This is a genomic window from Shewanella decolorationis (assembly GCF_004354305.1).
In the GTDB taxonomy this organism is placed as follows: Bacteria; Pseudomonadota; Gammaproteobacteria; order Enterobacterales; family Shewanellaceae; genus Shewanella; species Shewanella decolorationis.
Genome location: NZ_CP037898.1, coordinates 2,187,682 through 2,205,545, shown reverse-complemented (window position 1 = coordinate 2,205,545; position 17,864 = coordinate 2,187,682). Strand labels below are relative to the sequence as shown.

13 protein-coding genes and 1 riboswitch are annotated in these 17,864 nt (G+C 50.1%); of the genes, 3 read left to right on the top strand and 10 right to left on the bottom strand.

The features are described 5' to 3' along the window. Position 1 precedes the first annotated feature (1 nt). The 6 genes from EYR25_RS10075 to EYR25_RS10050 form a co-directional block, all read right to left on the bottom strand. On the bottom strand, positions 2–1,213 hold the full coding sequence (locus tag EYR25_RS10075) for an efflux RND transporter periplasmic adaptor subunit (protein ID WP_133179816.1): 1,212 nt from the start codon (positions 1,211–1,213) through the stop codon (positions 2–4). 371 nt (positions 1,214–1,584) lie between these two features. After that, the gene (locus tag EYR25_RS10070) at positions 1,585–2,088 is read right to left on the bottom strand and encodes a hypothetical protein (RefSeq protein WP_133179814.1); all 504 of its coding nucleotides are present in this window, start codon (positions 2,086–2,088) and stop codon (positions 1,585–1,587) included. 78 nt (positions 2,089–2,166) lie between these two features. Next, on the bottom strand, positions 2,167–3,873 hold the full coding sequence (locus EYR25_RS10065; protein WP_133179812.1) for an amidase: 1,707 nt from the start codon (positions 3,871–3,873) through the stop codon (positions 2,167–2,169). Positions 3,874–3,950: 77 nt separating this feature from the next. Beyond that, the gene (gene aguA, locus EYR25_RS10060) at positions 3,951–5,063 is read right to left on the bottom strand and encodes an agmatine deiminase (RefSeq protein ID WP_133179811.1); all 1,113 of its coding nucleotides are present in this window, start codon (positions 5,061–5,063) and stop codon (positions 3,951–3,953) included. A gap of 386 nt (positions 5,064–5,449) precedes the next feature. Further along, positions 5,450–7,501, bottom strand: a complete 2,052-nt coding sequence (locus EYR25_RS10055; RefSeq protein WP_133179809.1) for an extracellular catalytic domain type 1 short-chain-length polyhydroxyalkanoate depolymerase — start codon at positions 7,499–7,501, stop codon at positions 5,450–5,452. Positions 7,502–7,641: 140 nt separating this feature from the next. Further along, the gene (locus tag EYR25_RS10050; protein ID WP_133179806.1) at positions 7,642–8,520 is read right to left on the bottom strand and encodes a 3-hydroxybutyrate dehydrogenase; all 879 of its coding nucleotides are present in this window, start codon (positions 8,518–8,520) and stop codon (positions 7,642–7,644) included. A 140-nt stretch (positions 8,521–8,660) separates the two neighbouring features. On the opposite strand from EYR25_RS10050, the gene EYR25_RS10045 reads away from it, so the two are divergent. Both EYR25_RS10045 and EYR25_RS10040 read left to right on the top strand, forming a co-directional pair. Continuing rightward, positions 8,661–9,368: a CoA transferase subunit A gene (locus EYR25_RS10045; protein ID WP_133179804.1), complete on the top strand. Its 708-nt coding sequence runs from the start codon at positions 8,661–8,663 to the stop codon at positions 9,366–9,368. A 9-nt stretch (positions 9,369–9,377) separates the two neighbouring features. After that, complete coding sequence (locus EYR25_RS10040; RefSeq protein WP_011718260.1) at positions 9,378–10,040, top strand: 3-oxoacid CoA-transferase subunit B; 663 nt, start codon at positions 9,378–9,380, stop codon at positions 10,038–10,040. Positions 10,041–10,174: 134 nt separating this feature from the next. On the opposite strand, the gene metE is transcribed toward EYR25_RS10040, so the two are convergent. Then, a complete protein-coding gene (gene metE, locus EYR25_RS10035) occupies positions 10,175–12,445 on the bottom strand; it encodes a 5-methyltetrahydropteroyltriglutamate--homocysteine S-methyltransferase (RefSeq protein WP_133179801.1) in 2,271 nt (756 codons plus the stop codon). A gap of 200 nt (positions 12,446–12,645) precedes the next feature. On the opposite strand from metE, the gene EYR25_RS10030 reads away from it, so the two are divergent. Further along, positions 12,646–13,551 carry a LysR family transcriptional regulator gene (locus tag EYR25_RS10030; RefSeq protein ID WP_133179799.1) on the top strand — a complete coding sequence of 302 codons (906 nt, stop codon included), beginning with the start codon at positions 12,646–12,648 and terminating at the stop codon, positions 13,549–13,551. 57 nt (positions 13,552–13,608) lie between these two features. Here the strand turns inward: EYR25_RS10030 and EYR25_RS10025 are convergent, their stop codons facing one another. From EYR25_RS10025 to EYR25_RS10015, 3 genes are all read right to left on the bottom strand, one after another. Then, positions 13,609–14,337 carry an HDOD domain-containing protein gene (locus EYR25_RS10025; protein WP_023268601.1) on the bottom strand — a complete coding sequence of 243 codons (729 nt, stop codon included), beginning with the start codon at positions 14,335–14,337 and terminating at the stop codon, positions 13,609–13,611. Positions 14,338–14,628: 291 nt separating this feature from the next. Continuing rightward, a complete protein-coding gene (locus tag EYR25_RS10020) occupies positions 14,629–16,587 on the bottom strand; it encodes a TonB-dependent receptor (protein ID WP_133179797.1) in 1,959 nt (652 codons plus the stop codon). A gap of 109 nt (positions 16,588–16,696) precedes the next feature. Next, positions 16,697–16,926, bottom strand: a riboswitch (cobalamin riboswitch). Between the two features lie 126 nt (positions 16,927–17,052). Further along, positions 17,053–17,721, bottom strand: a complete 669-nt coding sequence (locus EYR25_RS10015) for a hypothetical protein (RefSeq protein ID WP_039978718.1) — start codon at positions 17,719–17,721, stop codon at positions 17,053–17,055. Between the last annotated feature and the right edge of the window lie 143 nt (positions 17,722–17,864).

The window sequence follows — 17,864 nt, the reverse complement described above, 5'->3', positions numbered from 1 at the left end:
CTTAAAACCTCATTGGTGGGCCACGGAACTTCATGGTCGAACCGTCGGCGGGCATTCCGAGCACCACTTGGTCGCCTTCGTTCAGGCCAGACAAGATTTCGGCATTGATTTTGTTATTAATACCAACAGTCACATCCACATATTGCACTTGGTTATTCACCAGCACAGGCACTTGATACTGTGGCCCACGAGATTTGCGATCGCTTGCCGATGCCGCTTTATCCCGCGGCTTGGCTCGCAGCACCTGCGATGGCACTAACAGCGCATCATCGGCCTTGGCGAGCACAATCGAGATCTGCGCCGTCATGCCAATGCGTAGGGTACGGTCGGGGTTTTCGACATCGAATAAGCCGTGGTAATAGATAGCGTCCGAATCGCTGGAACTCATATTGCTATCGTCACCATCCATGGAGGTGGGACCGGGTTCAATTGCCCTTAGGGTGCCGCGGTACGGATGGTTGGGACGACCGAGAATCGTAAAGTACACCGCCTGCCCCGGATGCACATTGACGATATCGGCCTCGGAGATCTGTGCCTTAACCGTCATGGTATCGAGCTGCGCCATCTCGACTATGGTTGGCGTAGTTTGATTGGCGTTAACGGTTTGACCCACTTCAACTGCAGAGTAAACGACCGTGCCATCCATGGGCGCGGTGATCTTGGTATAACCTAAATCGATTCTGGCGCTATCGACATTGATCTCAGCCTGTTGTTTTTGCGCCTGTAACTGCTCAAGCTCGGCCTGATAAACCGTCAGAGTGGCTTCGGCGGCTTCAAAGTCTGCGCGGGAGCTGGCCTTATCGGCGAGCATTTCCTGCTGACGGGTATATTCGAGTTTTGCCTGACGTATTTGTGCCTGCTTAGCGCGATACTGGGCATTGATACTTTTAAGGGAAGCCAGTGCATTTTGCAGGTTATTTTGCTGGGCAAGGCTGTCGATTTGCGCGATAAGGTCGCCCTTCTTCACCTCTTGGCCAAGATCCACAGGCAAACTCTGAATTTGCCCCGAGACCTGCGCGCCCACACTCACCAACTTGGAGGCCTGCAACATGCCATTAGCGAGCACCGAGTTTTCAATGTCGCCGCGCCTAACGGGTTCAGTCACATAACTTGGAGCCGCCTCGGGTTTATGCAGCAGAAAATAAGAGCCGCCCCCGAGGAGGACTAAGCCGCTTAAGATCAATATCAGTTTACGCTTTGAGGATTTTTTCATCTGAATCTAGGTGTCCATCAATGCCAATTGGGCGCAAGCGTGCATCTTGCGGGAGGAAAAATAGTGCAGTCAGTATATAGAGTTAGCTCAGCGCAGTAGACGAAGGAAATGTCGATATCAGGTAAAGATTTGCAAATATCTGTGTAGAAGTTTGAAACAGAAAACACGGCCGTAACAATTCCCGCAAATGAGCTTAAGTCGTTTGTGATGGGTAATTGCCCCTAGCTTTATTGGCATCTATCAAAAAGCACCAAAGAGCGCAGGGCATCATGCTCTGGAACTAAAGTGCCATTGTCAGGCATCGGCTCGTAGATGCTTATTTTTTAATATAAATTTGCGGAAATCATTAAAAAATACAACTATGCCCCAAATTACTCGCTATAAATCACGCCAATTTTCCCATTTAAGAATGGCACTTGGATTAATTGTTCATTCGTCCAAGGTGTAAGGTAACCAATTGATATAGCATTAGTTCCCAATTCACCCTCACCATAGGCGTATTCGTGACTAGTGTGAACCTCAATCAGCTCAGGTGTGAGCAATGACCATACAGTGGCAACATCAACCTTGAACTCAACAGGCACGATATTACAAGCATGAATAAACTCGACCACTTTAGTCGCTATTTCATCGCGCAGCGCCTCGCTTGGCTCGATGAGTAATGTAAGGGCCGTGCGTTGACTGGCCGAAGGCCCATTAGCATCACCATGAATAACCAGCTGAAAGTCTCCACCGAGGTAGGGAATCGACAATGAGGTTTGCCAAACTTTGGACCTTCCTTTAGCTCTGAGTACACCAAGAGGCATGAGTTCGATAGTGCGGTACATGGTAAAAGTAGAATCCTGACGCTGGAATAGGTTTGATAAATAACGCATGCGAGATTAACGCGAAAAAAACGGGATGGGTATTGTTACCCATCCCGTTTTGTATTTCTCAGTCTTACGGCTTAGAGCTTATTGACTCAGCGGCGGTGTGCGCGGCGGAATCATACGCTTATTGCCCGTCGACTCGAACGCGCTAGCAAACTTCAGCAGATTGTTATCATCGTAGGCTCGGCCCGCAAAGGTTAATCCTACAGGCATGCCAATATCGGCCATTACCCCCATAGGCACAGTCACAGTCGGCACGCCTAAATGGCGAATCGCAAGGTTGCCGTTTGCCACCCAAACCCCGTTGCTCCAAGCGATATCGGCTGAGGCCGGATTCACATGGGCATCGGCGGGGCCGACATCGGCCACAGTCGGGAACAGCACGGCATCAAGCTTAAGTCCGTCCATCCAGTCTTCGAGATCTAGCTTACGGGTCTTCTCTAAACCACGTAGTCCATCGGGAATACTGTCGATCTGGTCATAGGATTTCAGGCCGCGTTTGGCCATGTTGACATACTCTTCCATGCCCGCCGCTAAGTCACCCTCACGGTTTGGCAAGGTGCCTAAATCATGTGGGAAAATCAAATAACCGTTAACATCTTCAAGCTTGTTGAGTTTAGGGTCGTTGTTCGCCCGCAGGAATTCATCGAACGCCCAACCCGAAAGCTCCCATAATTCATCATGGAGGAATTGAGGCGTGACTATGCCACGGTTAAACACGGTCGGCGCGCCGGGGCGGTCGCCTTCACAGTTAGACACCAGCGGAAAATCGACTTCAATCACTTCCGCACCAGCGGCTTCTAGGGCTTTACGCGCCGCTTCCCACAAATCGATCACCGATTGGCGAGTATGGATGCGTTGTCCCGTTGGCCCACCGATACCTGGGTTTTCGCTGGTACCCGCGAGTTCATCTTTGTTGATGTACATGCGTGGTACGCCAAAACGCTTCCCCTTAAGGGTGTCGGCGCTGGCGGCGAGCGCCAGATAGGATTCTGGGCGAACGCTAGACGCTTTAGGAATTTGAACCCAAGGTTGCAGGCGCCAGAGGTCGCCACGGGTGATAGGGTCATCGGCCACAATCACATCGAGCACTTCGAGCATATCCGCCATAGTGCGGGTATAAGGCACGACCACGTCCATGGTTGGGGTTAATGGCCAGTTGCCGCGCACCGAAATCACGCCGCGAGACGGCGTATAGGCACACAAACCGTTGTTGGACGCGGGGCCACGGCCACTCGACCAAGTCTCTTCGGCAAGACCGAACGCCGAGTAGCTTGCCGCCGTTCCTGTGCCCGCTCCGTTGGATGAGCCCGAGGCAAAGGGCGCCGTCAGATAGTTCGCATTGTAGGGGCTTTCGGCGCGGCCATAGTGACCACGCTGCATGCCGCCATTCGCCATCGGTGGCATATTGGTTTTGCCTAAGCAAATAGCACCCGCGGCGCGTAGGCGCTCGACGGCAAAGGCATCGTACTGGGCCACTAAATCTTTAAATGCTGGGCTGCCAGACGCCGCCGTCAGTCCCTTCACTAAATAACTGTCCTTAGCGGTGTAAGGAATACCATCGAGCGGGCTTAAGGTTTCGCCACGGGCACGGCGCGCATCGGAAGCCTCGGCTTCTTTGAGCGCATCCGGATTGTGCACCACTAACGCATTCAGCTTTGTCTCAGTGGCAGGACCATCGTAAGCCGCCACTCGAGCCAAATAGGATTTCACCAACTCAACCGCAGTTGTGCGGCCAGATTCGAGCGCTTCACGCAGCTCGGCAATGGAAACTTCAGTCACTTCAAACATTTTACGCCCTCCCGCAGAAAGCCAATTGTGGTGCAATAACAGTGACATCAAGCGTCATACTGTTCTCCTTGGTGTACTTACTTTCCAGAAGGGATCTGCTGGGTAATACAATGGATATTGCCGCCACCTAATAAAATCTCCCGCGCAGGCACACCCACAATCTTGTGCTCAGGGAAAATTTCCTGCAGTTTTTGCGCAGCGATATCGTCGGTGGCAGGGTCAAGCAGTGGGAAGACGATACGATCGTTGGTGATTAAAAAGTTCACATAAGAACCCGCTAAGCGCTCGCCCGCAGTGCGCGGTACGCCAGTGCCTTCTGTCACGCCTTTTGATTCTTCTTCGGTACAATACAGGGGACCCGGTTGAGGCAGCAGGTGAATTTTTAACTTGCGACCTTGGGCGTCAACTGTGTTTTGCAACACGTCCAACGCGGCTTTTGAGCGTGGGTATTGTGGATCGGTTTCATCGTCGGTCCAGTGCAGGATTACTTCGCCTGGGCGCGCGAAACAACACATGTTGTCGATATGGCCGTCGGTTTCGTCCATATAAACGCCCTCTTCCAACCAGATAAACTGCTTAACATTCAAATAGTCACGCAGTAAAGCTTCGATCTGCTCTTTCGTCAGGTCTGGGTTACGGTTGGCATTCAGTAAACATTCGGCCGTGGTCATACAGGTGCCTTCACCATCAACATGGATGGAGCCACCTTCGAGGATCAGCGGTGCACTGTAACGGGCAAAACCATGTTGCTTGAGCATTTGTGCGGCAACCTGTTCGTCCTTATCCCATGGGAAATACAGACCGCCATTGTGCCCCCCCCAAGCATTGAAGCCCCAATCCACACCACGGCATTCGCCCTCGGCATTAACCACCACAGTAGGTCCAGTGTCGCGAGCCCAGCAGTCGTTGCTGTCGATTTCGACCAGAGTCACGTGGGAAGGCATCACTTTTTGAGCTTGTGCTAAAAAGGCCTGAGGTACACCCATATAAACGGGAGTTGCCCTACCAATGGCATCGGCCACCTTAGCAAAGGTCGCTTGAGCATAAGCACCTGCAGAACGCCAGTTATCAGGACGATATGGCCAAATCATCCATACGGCTTGCTGCGCCGCCCATTCGGCGGGCATATAAAAACCATCTTGTGATGGCTTAGTCGTTAACTGCGTGGCATCCACATTCGCGTTTGTCATGAGTTTTGTCTCCAGTAATGCTCAAATCTATAAGGGTGTACGCCCCATTTAGGACGACAGAATAGAAATACACCTAACATAATCAAATAAATAAATCGAATAACCGCATTCATCACGCGGCGCGTTAGGTCAAAATTGCCACGTCTTCACTAGGTGAGTTTTCACCTGATAAAAATTCTGGCGCCTATCTTATCATTTAAGACGGCTTTCGCTGAATAGTGCTATGCAGGGCATTGCTGAGAATTTACAGGATAATGCGCTATTTACTGCCAGTAGCCGCCCCCGCCATCCACCCAAGCCAACGCAAAAAGGCGGACCATAAGGTTCGCCTTTGTTATCAGACCTAGATCACCCAGTTAGGGCTTTCACCTAATCAACCTTTTTACTTAGTTAGGACAGCTACCAACCACATAGTAATTGGCGGCAGTATTGGCCAAAGTACTGCTATAGAAGGTGTTATAAAGCCCCATTAATTGACCCGAACCCTTAGCGTAGGCATAACCGCCACTGCTGGTCGCGCGGCCCGCCGTAACATGGGCATAATTGCTCGTCGTGACTTGGGTACATTGATAAGTATCGCCATTGGGCGTGGTATCACAGGCATTGCCGATACCATCACCATCGTTATCCGCCTGATCCGCATTGGCGACATTGGGGCAGTTATCTATGCTGTCACTAATACCATCGTTGTCGCTATCTGTAGGCTCAGTGGTGCCACCAGTGCTACCTGTACATGCCTGCGAAGGCCCCGCGCAGCTAGTATTGCCATCGGCAACCCACTGACATTGCCAGCTGCCCACCGCGTATTCGCGCATGGTAAATTGCCCAGTGCCGAAGGCAAGATAACAAGCGGAATAACCTACACCCCAAGTGATATGACCAAGATTAATATGGGTGTTGTAATCCCCCGTCACGCCCGCATCGATAGTAAAGTTAATGCTGTCTTGGCTAGAGAGTTGCGTGCTATCCATCGCAATCACGGTCGCAAGATTCGCACCGCCCGGTAAATTACAGCCTTGAGCGCTATATTGAGTGCCATTAATGCTCGCGCTGACTTGCTGACCAGAACTAAAACCAACGGTCACCGAGGCTAAATTTTGGTTTGCATCGATAACCGAGCCCGTCACCGATGCGCATTGTCCTGAAACACTCACCTGAATATTACTCAGTACTGGCGCAGCATTCGCAGGCTCAGGCCCAACACGTACGGTTAACTCCACTGGCGCGCTAAGCGCAGACACATCATCACTTGCTTGTACCACCAGCTTGTACAGACCATCACTTAAGCTCTGGCTAGATAGCTGAAAACTGCCGTCGCTACCAAGGCTTGTGGTACTCACATTGCCGATCAGGCTTTGGCCCGCACCGTCGAGCAAATAAATGCCCATAGTTACCTGCGCAACATACCCATCGCTATCATTAGCCATGCCAGAAACAGTCAGCACGCCCGCGTTATCTGCACCTGTGACATTGGCAAGGGTAGGCAAGGCATTACGGTTTACCCTTTGGTTATTGTCGGCAAAAAATTTTCCTAAATAGGTGGCAAAGTTAATGCTGTCGTCGGCCACATAATCCCCCGATGCGCCCGCCCCACCAGACCATGAATGGTCTAAGCCATCGAACCACAACATTGCCACCCGTTTGTTGCTCCACAGGGTTTCAGATGCCGTATGTCCAGCGCCCTCAGATAACGCATTGGTTCCGCTTAACTTAGTCACGCCATAAACAGTGGCAAAACCATCGGCATTCTGCTGGTTATAGCAAGTGTTGACCGTAGTGTCGGCCTTACCATGGCCAATCACGGCTAACTGAGTCCCCAAATAACTCTTATAGCTACCCGCGTAGGATTCGCAGCGTGATTTAAAGGTAGATGTCGATACGGTTTCACAGGTAGAGATCGCCCCATTCGAACTCGTCCCTATACTTGGCCCCGCGCTTGAGGCTACCCCTGCAAACACATCGGGTGCCACGCAAGCAGTTTGCATTGCCATCGCCGCGCCCGAGGAGAGTCCTGCAATATACACCTGAGTCGGGTCGATATGACGGTTTACATCACCCGACAGGGCATTGGCCAAATTAATCAGATTTTTATAATCCCCCGATGTCCGATTAATGCTGCCCTGCCAATAGGACCAACAGCTGTAGCCCGCCTTATTCATCGCATCGGGTACGGCAATGACCATACCGTGAGCCTCTGCGGCCTGCTCAAGGTTGGCCGTGAGATAGTTGTTGATGGGTTGCACGCAGCCATGCAGCACTAACATCAAGGCCTTACCGTCGCCCACCTTAGCGTCAGTATCCGGAGTGTAGATATGTACTTTGTTAAAACCACCAATGGCCACATTCTGTTGCCAACTTCCGGCGTACGTCAGAGATGAAAAAAGCCCAATTACAAGGAGTAGAAATTGGGCGACGAGACACGATTTGTTCCATTTCATTGTTATCACCTTAAGGTTATTTTTGTTTGAAAATAGACATCAAACTAAACCTAGGTGAATCGCCTTAAAACGGATATGGGTCTTTAGAAGTAGACGCTAAAGTAATACTAACCTGTTGAGCTAAAAACGATTGTGCTAACCTATTGCGCGGTCCAGGCGCCGTCCATGGCCAGCGAGGCGCCCGAAATTCCCCGCGCCGCATTGCTACATAAAAACAGCACAAACTCGCCAATCTGACGCGGGTCTAGCATCTCTGGCAGGGGTTGTTTTGCCGTGACGAGCTGGTACTTAGCCTCGTCGTAACTTAAGCCCTTATTGCTGGCGATGGCCTCAATCTGCTTGTTGATCAGCGGCGTATCCACCCAGCCAGGGCAAATCGCATTGACGGTAATTCCCTGCTCAGCGCACTCGATAGCCACGACTTTGGTTAAGCCGACAATCCCGTGTTTAGCCGCACAATAGGCCGCTTTGTTGACCGAGGCCACTAAGCCATGCACCGAGGCGATATTGATAATGCGGCCCCAACGCTTTTCGGCCATCGCAGGCACGGCTTGTTGAATGGTATGAAAGGCCGAGGACAGGTTAATGGCGATAATGTCGTTCCATTTATCAATCGGGAAATGAGCAACATTTTCAGTGTGTTGAATACCGGCATTATTCACCAAAATATCAATACTGCCCAACGCCTTAACGCCTGCGTCCATAAAGGCATGGATGCTCTCTGGATCCCGCAGATCGGCGTTACTGAAGAAAGTGTGAATATGATATTGCTCGGCAAACTCCGCCGCGAGGCGCCGCCCCTCGGCCTCAGGCATTAATCCGTGCAGGATCAGATGACAACCTTGCTCCGCCAGCACATGGGCCGTTGCTAAACCAATACCACTGGTGGAGCCGGTGATCAGCCCTACCTTGCCCTTTAAGCTTGAGTGTTCAACCGCCATATTGCTTGTCTCCCGATGCTTTAAAATCCAGTCACAGTCCTGTACCCATGCCTTGAACACAGGCATGGCGGGGCGCACATCCTCAATGCCCCAGACTCAATGTCACTAGAATATGGCAATTGGCCGCGGTTTTATTTGGCACCTTAGTACCATAGGAGCGCCCGAAAAATTGGGTAATAGTAAGCGCCACACTTTCAGCAAGCGTAAGAGAGCACTCCATGTCTGGATTGAATAAGGTGGTTACCAGCTACACCGATGCGTTAGCGGGACTCGAAGATGGGATGACGGTGATTGCGGGCGGCTTTGGCCTTTGCGGTATTCCTGAAAATCTCATCAAAGAAATCAAACACAAGGGCACCAAAAACCTGACTGTCGTATCCAATAACTGCGGTACCACGGAATACGGACTTGGAATCTTACTGCTCGATAAACAGATCAAAAAAATGATCGCCTCCTATGTGGGTGAAAATGCCAACTTCGAGGCGCAGATGATGTCTGGCGAACTGGAAGTCGAACTCACACCGCAGGGCACGCTGGCGGAAAAAATGCGGGCGGCGGGCGCGGGCATTCCGGCTTTTTATACCGCAACAGGCTATGGCACTGACGTGGCAATAGGTAAAGAAGTCAAAGAATTCAATGGTCGCCATTATATTCTTGAAAAGTCCATTACAGGCGACTTTGCCATAGTCAAAGCCTGGAAGGCCGACACCTTCGGCAATTTAGTCTTTCGCAGAACCGCCCGTAACTTCAATCCCCTTGCCGCCACAGCGGGCAAGATAACCGTGGTGGAGGTGGAGGAAATTGTCGAGCCGGGTCAATTAGATCCCGATGAAATCCATACGCCCGGCATCTATGTCGACCGACTTATCCAAGGCAGCTTCGAGAAACGTATCGAACAACTGACTACCCGCTCCTCCAGCAAATAGGATTTAGTTATGGCACTTTCAAGAGAACAACTAGCCCAGCGCGTCGCCCAAGAACTCAAAGATGGCTATTACGTGAATCTCGGTATTGGTATCCCCACACTGGTGGCCAACTATATTCCCGAAGGCATTGAAGTGATGCTGCAATCCGAAAATGGCCTGTTAGGGATGGGGCCTTTTCCGACGATGGAAGAGGTCGATGCCGACTTAATCAATGCCGGCAAACAAACCGTGACTATGGCAAGGGGCGCCGCCCTCTTCGACTCGGCCGAGTCCTTTGCGATGATCCGTGGCGGCCATGTAGATCTCACCGTATTAGGTGCCTTTGAGGTCGACACTCAGGGTAATATCGCCTCCTATATGATCCCTGGAAAACTGATTAAGGGCATGGGCGGCGCCATGGATCTTGTCGCCGGCGCCGACAATATCATTGTGACCATGACCCACGCCTCAAAACACGGTGAATCTAAGCTATTAACCGAGTGCACCCTGCCGCTAACGGGCAAGGGCTGCATCAAAAAAGTACTGACCGACTTGGCCTTTATAGAAATCAAAGAAGGCAAATTTCATCTACTCGAACGTGCGCCCGGTGTGAGTGTAGAGGAGATTATTAAGCTCACCGCAGGCGAATTGGTGGTACCTGAGCATGTCCCCGAGATGATGTTTAACGAATAAGCACCATTAAACAGTAGGTTCAAGCGGGCATTCCAATATGCCTTTGCAAATCACCAATAAAAATAGGGATACCTTAGGTATCCCTATTTTTTGACGCTATGCCAAAGAGGCATTTATTGCGGATATTACAGCCCTTAGCCGAGTCGGCGACGCAGTTCGCGGGTCGCATCGACCATGTTCTTCAGTGCAGGTTCTACCTCATCCCAAGTGCGGGTCTTCAGGCCGCAATCGGGGTTAACCCAGAGTTGGCGTACTGGCACTTTTTGCGCCGCTTTTTCGATAAGGTGCACCATGGCCTCAACACTTGGCGTATTTGGCGAATGGATATCGTAAACGCCTGGGCCTATTTCATTTGGATATTCAAAATCTTCAAAGGCGTTGAGCAGTTCCATACGTGATCGCGAGGTCTCGATGGTGATGACGTCCGCATCCATGGCGGCAATGGCGGCAATCGTGTCGTTAAACTCGCTGTAGCACATATGGGTGTGGATTTGGGTTTCATCCACAACACCCGCGGCACTCAGTTTAAAGGCATTAACCGCCCAATCTAAGTAAGCTTGCCACTCGCTTTGCTTTAATGGCAGACCTTCGCGGAAGGCTGGCTCATCAATTTGAATAATGCCAATACCTGCATTTTGTAAATCCACCACTTCATCACGGATAGCCAGCGCCAATTGGGTAGCAATGGTATCGCGGCTGATATCTTCACGGGCAAACGACCAATGTAGAATCGTCACCGGGCCCGTTAACATGCCTTTGACCGGTTTGTCCGTCAGGCTTTGGGCAAATACAGCCCAATCAACCGTCATGGCTTTCGGGCGGCTCACATCACCATAAATCAAGGGCGGCTTAACACAGCGAGAACCATAACTCTGTACCCAACCATTTTTGGTAAAGCCCACGCCTTCGAGCTGCTCGCCGAAGTATTCCACCATGTCGTTACGCTCGGCCTCACCATGTACTAGCACATCGATACCGAGTTTAAGTTGACGGTCTATGGTATCGCGGATTACTTGCTGCAACTGCTCAGTATATTGGGCATCGCTTAGTTCCCCTTTGCGCCAGCGGCTACGTAAACCTCGAATGGCAGGCGTTTGTGGGAATGAGCCAATTGTGGTCGTGGGCAGTAATGGCAAACGATACTTGCGCTGCTGCACCGCTTGTCGCTCAGTAAATTCGCTCACACGTTCATAGTCGGCTTGGGTCAGCGCAGCCACACGGGCGATCACTTTAGCATCCGCCGCCTGTGCTTTAGCCTCACGGCGTGCCAAACAGGTGTTAACGATCTCTTTGGCGGCGACAGACTCAGGGGCCTGCAACAATTGGCGCACATTGGCCAGTTCCAACAGCTTTTGCTTAGCAAACGCAAGCTGCTGGCGCAGCGTCGGCGTGAGCGTTGTCTCCACCTCTAAATCCACAGGGCTGTGAAGCAGTGAACAGGAGGTGCCAATCCATAGGCGCGCACCTAAATCTCTGGCAACACTGCCGATACGCTCGACAATCAGGTCAACCTCTGCCGCCCAGACGTTACGGCCATTAACTACACCCGCTGACAGAATTTGATCTGCTCTTAAGGCATTGGCAAACAAGGCCAATTGTTCAGGAGCTGTCACTAAATCGAGGTGCAGACCAGCGACTGGCAGCGCGGAAACCAGCGCCTGATGATGACTAATGCTGCCATAGTAGCTAGTGAGTAAAATCTTCACTTGAGCCGTTTTAAGCGCTTGATAAGCTTCGCTAATCGCCGCTTGCCACTCGGCGGTTAATTCGAGTGCAAGAATCGGTTCTTCAAGCTGTACCCAAGTCACGCCCTGCGCGGCAAAACGCGCAAGAATGTCGGCATAGACCTTTAACAGATTGGGCAATAGGCTGAGTTTATCGAAATCCTGACCTACGGTTTTGGCCAGATATAAGTAACTCACAGGACCTAACAACACGGGCTTGGCTTGATAACCCAGCGCCTGTGCCTCGGCCACTTCATCAAAAAACTGCTCATAGGCGATAGAGAACACTTGGTCTTGCTTAAGCTCTGGCACTAAGTAGTGATAGTTAGTGTTGAAATACTTCGTCATTTCCGAGGCTGGCGCATCGGTGCCCGTTGGCGCACGACCACGGGCAACGCGGAATAAGGTATCAAGATCGATAGCGCCCTCGCCGCGGTGACGATCAGGGATGGCGTTTAGGGTCGCACTCAGGGTTAACACTTGATCGTAAAAGGCAAAATCCCCCACGGGTACCTGCTCGATCCCCGCGGCCACTTGCCATTGCCAATGGGTACGACGTAACTCCTTGGCCACCTCATGCAGTTCAGCTTGAGTGCTCTCACCACGCCAGTATTTTTCGAGGGCAAATTTCAGTTCACGACGACGCCCGATACGGGGAAAACCAAGACTGTTTAATTGCATACCATATCTTCCTTTATTTGAGATAAGCCATATTCGGCACTAGCACCCAGCTGATGGTGTTTTCTTGGCAACTTTTCGCATTTAAGCCTAGATAAATCACAACGGGCGTCTGGACGTCTAGAAGTTTATTGTGATAGTCTCTATGCCAGCAACCGAATTGATTTCAAGCACAACATGAGCGAAATTCACTTGGAGTGATCATGATCGAACTAAGACATCTGCGAACCTTAATGGCACTGAAGGAAAGTGGCAGCTTGGCGGGCGCAGCCAAAAAACGTTTTGTCACTCAATCGGCTCTCTCCCATCAAATTAAGGAGTTAGAGCAACGAATTAACTCGCCCATTTTTGTGCGTAAAAGCAAACCCCTCTCCTTTACTCAAGAAGGCGCACGGCTGTTGCACCTCGCCGAAGAGATCCTGCCTAAGGTGTTAGAGACGGAAACGGATCTGAAAAATGGCCTAGAGACAGAGATCAATCAGCTCAGAGTCGGGATTGAATGCCACAGCTGTTTTCGCTGGTTAATGCCAGTGATGGAGCAATTTAGGCAAGATCATCCGCAGGCCGAGTTAGATCTATCGAGCCGTCACCTGTTCGATTCGCTCAATGCCTTAGAAATGGGCGAACTCGATATAGTGCTGACCTCAGATCCCGTGCCGGGGCACTCGCTCGCCTATCAGCATTTGTTTGATTTTGAAGTGAAGTTAGTGGTTGCCAAGGATCATCCCTTAGCGAAAGAAGCCTATGTTACGCCTAAGCAATTGGCTCGTTTACCCATAATCAGCTACCCAGTGCCACTGGCGCGTTTAGATATTTATCGCCACTTTTTAGAACCCGCAGGTGTTGAGGCGGGCGAACAAAAGACCTGCGATTTGACCATGATGTTATTGCAGCGGATTGCCTGTAAGGACGGTATCGCCGCCTTACCAAATTGGTCTATCAATGAGGGACATGGCTTGAGTTTAGCTTCAGTTAAACTCGGCCAAGAAGGCTTAAAGCGCCCGCTATTTGGGGCCTATCGCCGCCACAGCGCGAACTCGGCCTTAGTGCAAAATTGGCTGCAACTGGTGGCAAGCGAAGGCTTAGCGCGTCAGCAAAAATCCAATTAAGCATTGAAACTGATAACAAAAAGCCTGCAATCGCAGGCTTTGTTTTATGAGCGGTTTTTAGAGCGGATTAAGCAATAAACCACGCATCGATAGCACGCGGCGTAGAATTAACCCGGGAGAATTTTGATTACGGGTCTGACGCAGATTATGGGCGATCATAAACTCTTGGCGCAGATCCTGATCGAGATCTAAAGCCTCAAAGGCTTCGATGGTTAAGGTCTGCTGCTGATTATCAATCAATGACTTAATCACGCTTAACGGGAAAGATTGCTCAGCGCTGGCATTTAAGTAAGCAAAGGCCGTTAAGGCAATAATTTGCCCGAACACGCTAAACAACGCCAAGGTTTGTACTTCATCGGGGTCGACTTCAACATCCGGCATGTCTACTAGGCTGTCGACCGCATCGGTAGCGATATTTTCCGTGAGTTTCCAATAACCTTGTACCAACTTCTTATAGGGTTGGGGCAATTCATCGAGGCGTTCTTTCAAATAGAAGGTAAAGGCATAGCGATAAATATTCACTTGGCCTAAACGGATCAGGGCGTCTTTTAAGGAGCGAGATTTTGGAGCGACTATGCCTGAAGCCTGCGCCGAATTACTGCGCATCAACATATGAGCAGCCAATGCGGGATCGCTCGAAATAATATCGATCACGTTTCGAATATCGCCTTCGGCAAGGATCGCCTTTTTGAGTGGAATTAAAATCCCACGGCGGCCAATTACTTGCTCTTCATTCGAGATGATGGCTCTCACTTGAGTAAAAACCTGTTGCTCAAGATCTGTCATAAGACACTTTACACCTGTTAAATTGCTATAAGATGATTCGAATACCGCTCACATCATACCCAAACTACAAAGAATTTCAGCCCTAAGTCGTAGAATAATTGTGACAATGCTTGAGATAGGCCGATTTACAGCACAAGCAACGACTTAGACTATCTCAAAATAGGCTGAACTTATAAAGAATACACCGAGAAAATGGATTTTTCTCTGCGCATAGCCAAACAACAGAAATAACAAAGCCAGACTGAGTCTGGCTTTAAAAGGTATTAAATCACTTAATTGTTAGAATTCAGCTTAGAAGCGGTAACCCACAGTCAAGCGAATATCACGGCCTCGGCCAGAGTAATAGCCATCACCCCAGTTACCACCATAATAACCAGCACTAACATATTCTTTATCAAACAAGTTATCGATACGCAGGCTCGCTAACCAAGCATCACGGCTATAGTTCAGGGCAAGATTACCAAGCACATAGCTAGCCAATTTATCGCCTTGGTTAGCGTTATCGCCTTCGATAAAACGATCGCCTGTGTAAATGGCTTCAGCGAATACTTGGAAATGCTCGGCAACATCCATACTGACATAACCGCGTCCCGTATGCTTAGCCACCCAAGACAATTGCTTGCCATCATTCACCCCATCGGTAAATTCGGCATCGATATAGTTATATTCCAAGCCTAAGGTGAGGGCTTGAGTCACCTGCCAATCCCAATCGGCACTCGCGCCATAACGGCGTGAGGCATCGGCATTAACGTTAGCGCCTTGGAAGCTGCCACCAACAGGTTTTTCAGCGCTTGGGTCGAAGACGATTTCATCTTCTAAATCGAGGCGATATAGGCTGACACGTAGGCTTTGGCTCGCGACAGTCCAATCCCAACCGGCTTCATAGGAGCGACCTGTCTGCGGCTTTAAGCCATACACATCTTTCGGGGTGTAAGCTTGCTCATCGACCTTAGCAAAGCGGAAGTTTTCATCGCCACGCAGATAAAATCTGTGTTCGGCGCTCGGACGGTAATTTAAACCGAACTCAAATGCTCTGGCATCTTCATCTAAATCGATGCCGTTTGGATAGACATTGCCATCGACCAGATCGTCGGTCACTCGCGCATAACGTCCGCCCACCACATAGCTTAAGGTGTGGCTTAATGGCACAGTGGCTTGCAGGTAAGCACTTTGCATTTCTTGCACGTTGCTACGCGCCATAGAGTCAAACTCGGCCTTACCGCGGCTAATATCCAAACCTGTGACTAGGTTTAGCTCGCCTTGACGGGTACTGTAGTTGGCGAGCGCTTTAGGGCTGAACATCAGCAGCGAGCGAGTATTATGGCTCTGACCCCAATTGAGCGAACTGACTGAAGTATCGCTGTAATCCAGATCCGCCGCCAAGGCCCAGTTTTGGTTAAGCTGATGCTGATATCCCGTGCGCGCCGCCGTGGTCATCTCATGGACATATTGATTGCTATTAAAAGACTGACGTGGATCGAACTTGAATTGATCGACCGTCAGTGAACCAGGATTTTCACGGTCATCATCGTAATAGCTAGTTTCAACGAAGAAAGAATCTGTGGCGGTTTTATATTGAATACGGCCTAAGATAGAGCCCGTTTCATTGGCATTATGCGTACGATAGTTATCGCCTTGGTTGTAGCTACCAGTCAGAAAATAGTGCCAATCTTTATTGATGGCGCCAGACACATCGCCGCGACCTTCGTAGGTATTAAAACTGCCGCCGGATAATTGCACGCTGCCGCCCGTATTCTCAGGCGACTTGGTCACAATATTGATCACCCCGCCTACCGCTTGGTCGCCATAGAGCACGCCAGCACTGCCCGATAGAATTTCAACACGCTCAATTAAATTGAGTGGAATCGCATTCAGGCTAGGTGCGGCGATATCGATATTATTTAAGCGGCGACCATCGAGCAAAATCAGCGTGTTGTTAACCGCAGAGCTGGCGCTAAAGCCACGCATCGCAAAGCTAGTACCAATGTTATTGTCGGATAGTTGAATACCACTTTGACCACGTAACACTTCGGTCAAGCTGGTTGCGCCACTCTGCTCAATCGCAGCGGCATCAATCACATTCACATTGGCGGCAATATTTAAGGGTGCTTTGTCTGAGCGGCCAATCACGACGATATGCTCATCGACTTTGGCGGTATTGGTTGCATCGTCGGCCATGGCAGGCGCGATAACAGAAAGACTGCAAAGGCTGCCGATCAGCAGCGCGATTTTTGTTGGATGTGTTCCCATTTTACCTTTAACTCCTGCAAGGAAAACGGGGCAATGACGCCACGATACCGTTGATTCAGTAACAAATACTGACAGTCACTATCGCATTTTGAGATCTGCCCACCGAAATCTCAAAAACACCTTTAGGGCCGGTCTCCGGACTTAGGCTATGTCTATCTCAACTAGAGATATACGCGAAACTGACCTTTGCACATTGCTTATCGGGTCCTTCTTGAACTCACCTAGCGAATGCGGTCGTCTCTCACCTTTTACCGTTGCGGGGGCAGTGCCAGAATTTCACTGGCTTCCCGATTATCTCGCGACGAATACATCGCAAGCACCACAGAAGGTTGACTAAAAATTAGGTTCATAGGGCGAAAAACCAGTTAACACCCAATAATGCTCAGGGCATAACAGGCCTGAGCGCGCGCATTATAGACGTCTATACGGATGAAAGTCCATGAACATCCGTCTCTCGACTGACAACTACTTTAAAGTGTAGGGTGCTAAGGCTGAGATAAAATCGGCACTGTTGGCCACTTGCAATGGAGGTTTATCGGCAAGAAACACCTCACCACGCATTGACTTATGCAGCAAATACAAATCCTTACTTCCACTCACTACAGTGTAATAGCCAATCTCACCTTGGGGATGAGAGGTAAAAGCACTCGAATTAAACTGTGTCGCGCCATGGACATTCGGCATAGTGGTACAACCGAGAATAGCCTGAAAACCTTTGTGACCATCTACTTGGGTATCCCCCAGCTTTTGATAAATCACCTCGCCATCACATGAGGCTTGGTATGTCTCGGCCATCGCATCTAAAAACTGCTCTGGGCTTACGCTTTCGGCCATGTCCTTAAAGCCTTGCACACAAAACAGTGCACTCCATTGATTAAGTGCCTCCTGCTCTGGCACAAATTCTGCCATAAACATACCCGCACGTTCCTCATGGTACGCTTGGCGCCAACCCGTTGGCAGACTAAAGCCCAATTTCTGGCTAAAGATAGGCAACACATGGGTATGCGAGGCACCACTTTCAACAAGGGGCATATCCAATTTCGCCTCAACGGATTCGGAACCAATCAAGCCGCACAGCATTAATATGCCTGCGCCCTGCAATAATCCCATCCGACTATGGGGAATACATTTCATGATTATCATCCTTGGCATCGAATCCATCCTCAAACTCACGAAAATAACCATTTAAGAATCTTCAGGTTGTTTGAGTATGTTAAAACGATTTATGAAACTGCTTAGAAAACATCCAGCATTCTAGCGAAGATGCAAATAGGATA

Coding starts and splice junctions, on each gene's coding strand:
- EYR25_RS10075 (WP_133179816.1), bottom strand. CDS start 1,213: ATGAAAAAATCCTCAAAGCGTAAACTGATATTGATCTTAAGCGGCTTA.
- EYR25_RS10070 (WP_133179814.1), bottom strand. CDS start 2,088: ATGCGTTATTTATCAAACCTATTCCAGCGTCAGGATTCTACTTTTACC.
- EYR25_RS10065 (WP_133179812.1), bottom strand. CDS start 3,873: ATGTTTGAAGTGACTGAAGTTTCCATTGCCGAGCTGCGTGAAGCGCTC.
- aguA (WP_133179811.1), bottom strand. CDS start 5,063: ATGACAAACGCGAATGTGGATGCCACGCAGTTAACGACTAAGCCATCA.
- EYR25_RS10055 (WP_133179809.1), bottom strand. CDS start 7,501: ATGAAATGGAACAAATCGTGTCTCGTCGCCCAATTTCTACTCCTTGTA.
- EYR25_RS10045 (WP_133179804.1), top strand. CDS start 8,661: ATGTCTGGATTGAATAAGGTGGTTACCAGCTACACCGATGCGTTAGCG.
- EYR25_RS10040 (WP_011718260.1), top strand. CDS start 9,378: ATGGCACTTTCAAGAGAACAACTAGCCCAGCGCGTCGCCCAAGAACTC.
- metE (WP_133179801.1), bottom strand. CDS start 12,445: ATGCAATTAAACAGTCTTGGTTTTCCCCGTATCGGGCGTCGTCGTGAA.
- EYR25_RS10030 (WP_133179799.1), top strand. CDS start 12,646: ATGATCGAACTAAGACATCTGCGAACCTTAATGGCACTGAAGGAAAGT.
- EYR25_RS10025 (WP_023268601.1), bottom strand. CDS start 14,337: ATGACAGATCTTGAGCAACAGGTTTTTACTCAAGTGAGAGCCATCATC.
- EYR25_RS10020 (WP_133179797.1), bottom strand. CDS start 16,587: ATGGGAACACATCCAACAAAAATCGCGCTGCTGATCGGCAGCCTTTGC.
- EYR25_RS10015 (WP_039978718.1), bottom strand. CDS start 17,721: ATGAAATGTATTCCCCATAGTCGGATGGGATTATTGCAGGGCGCAGGC.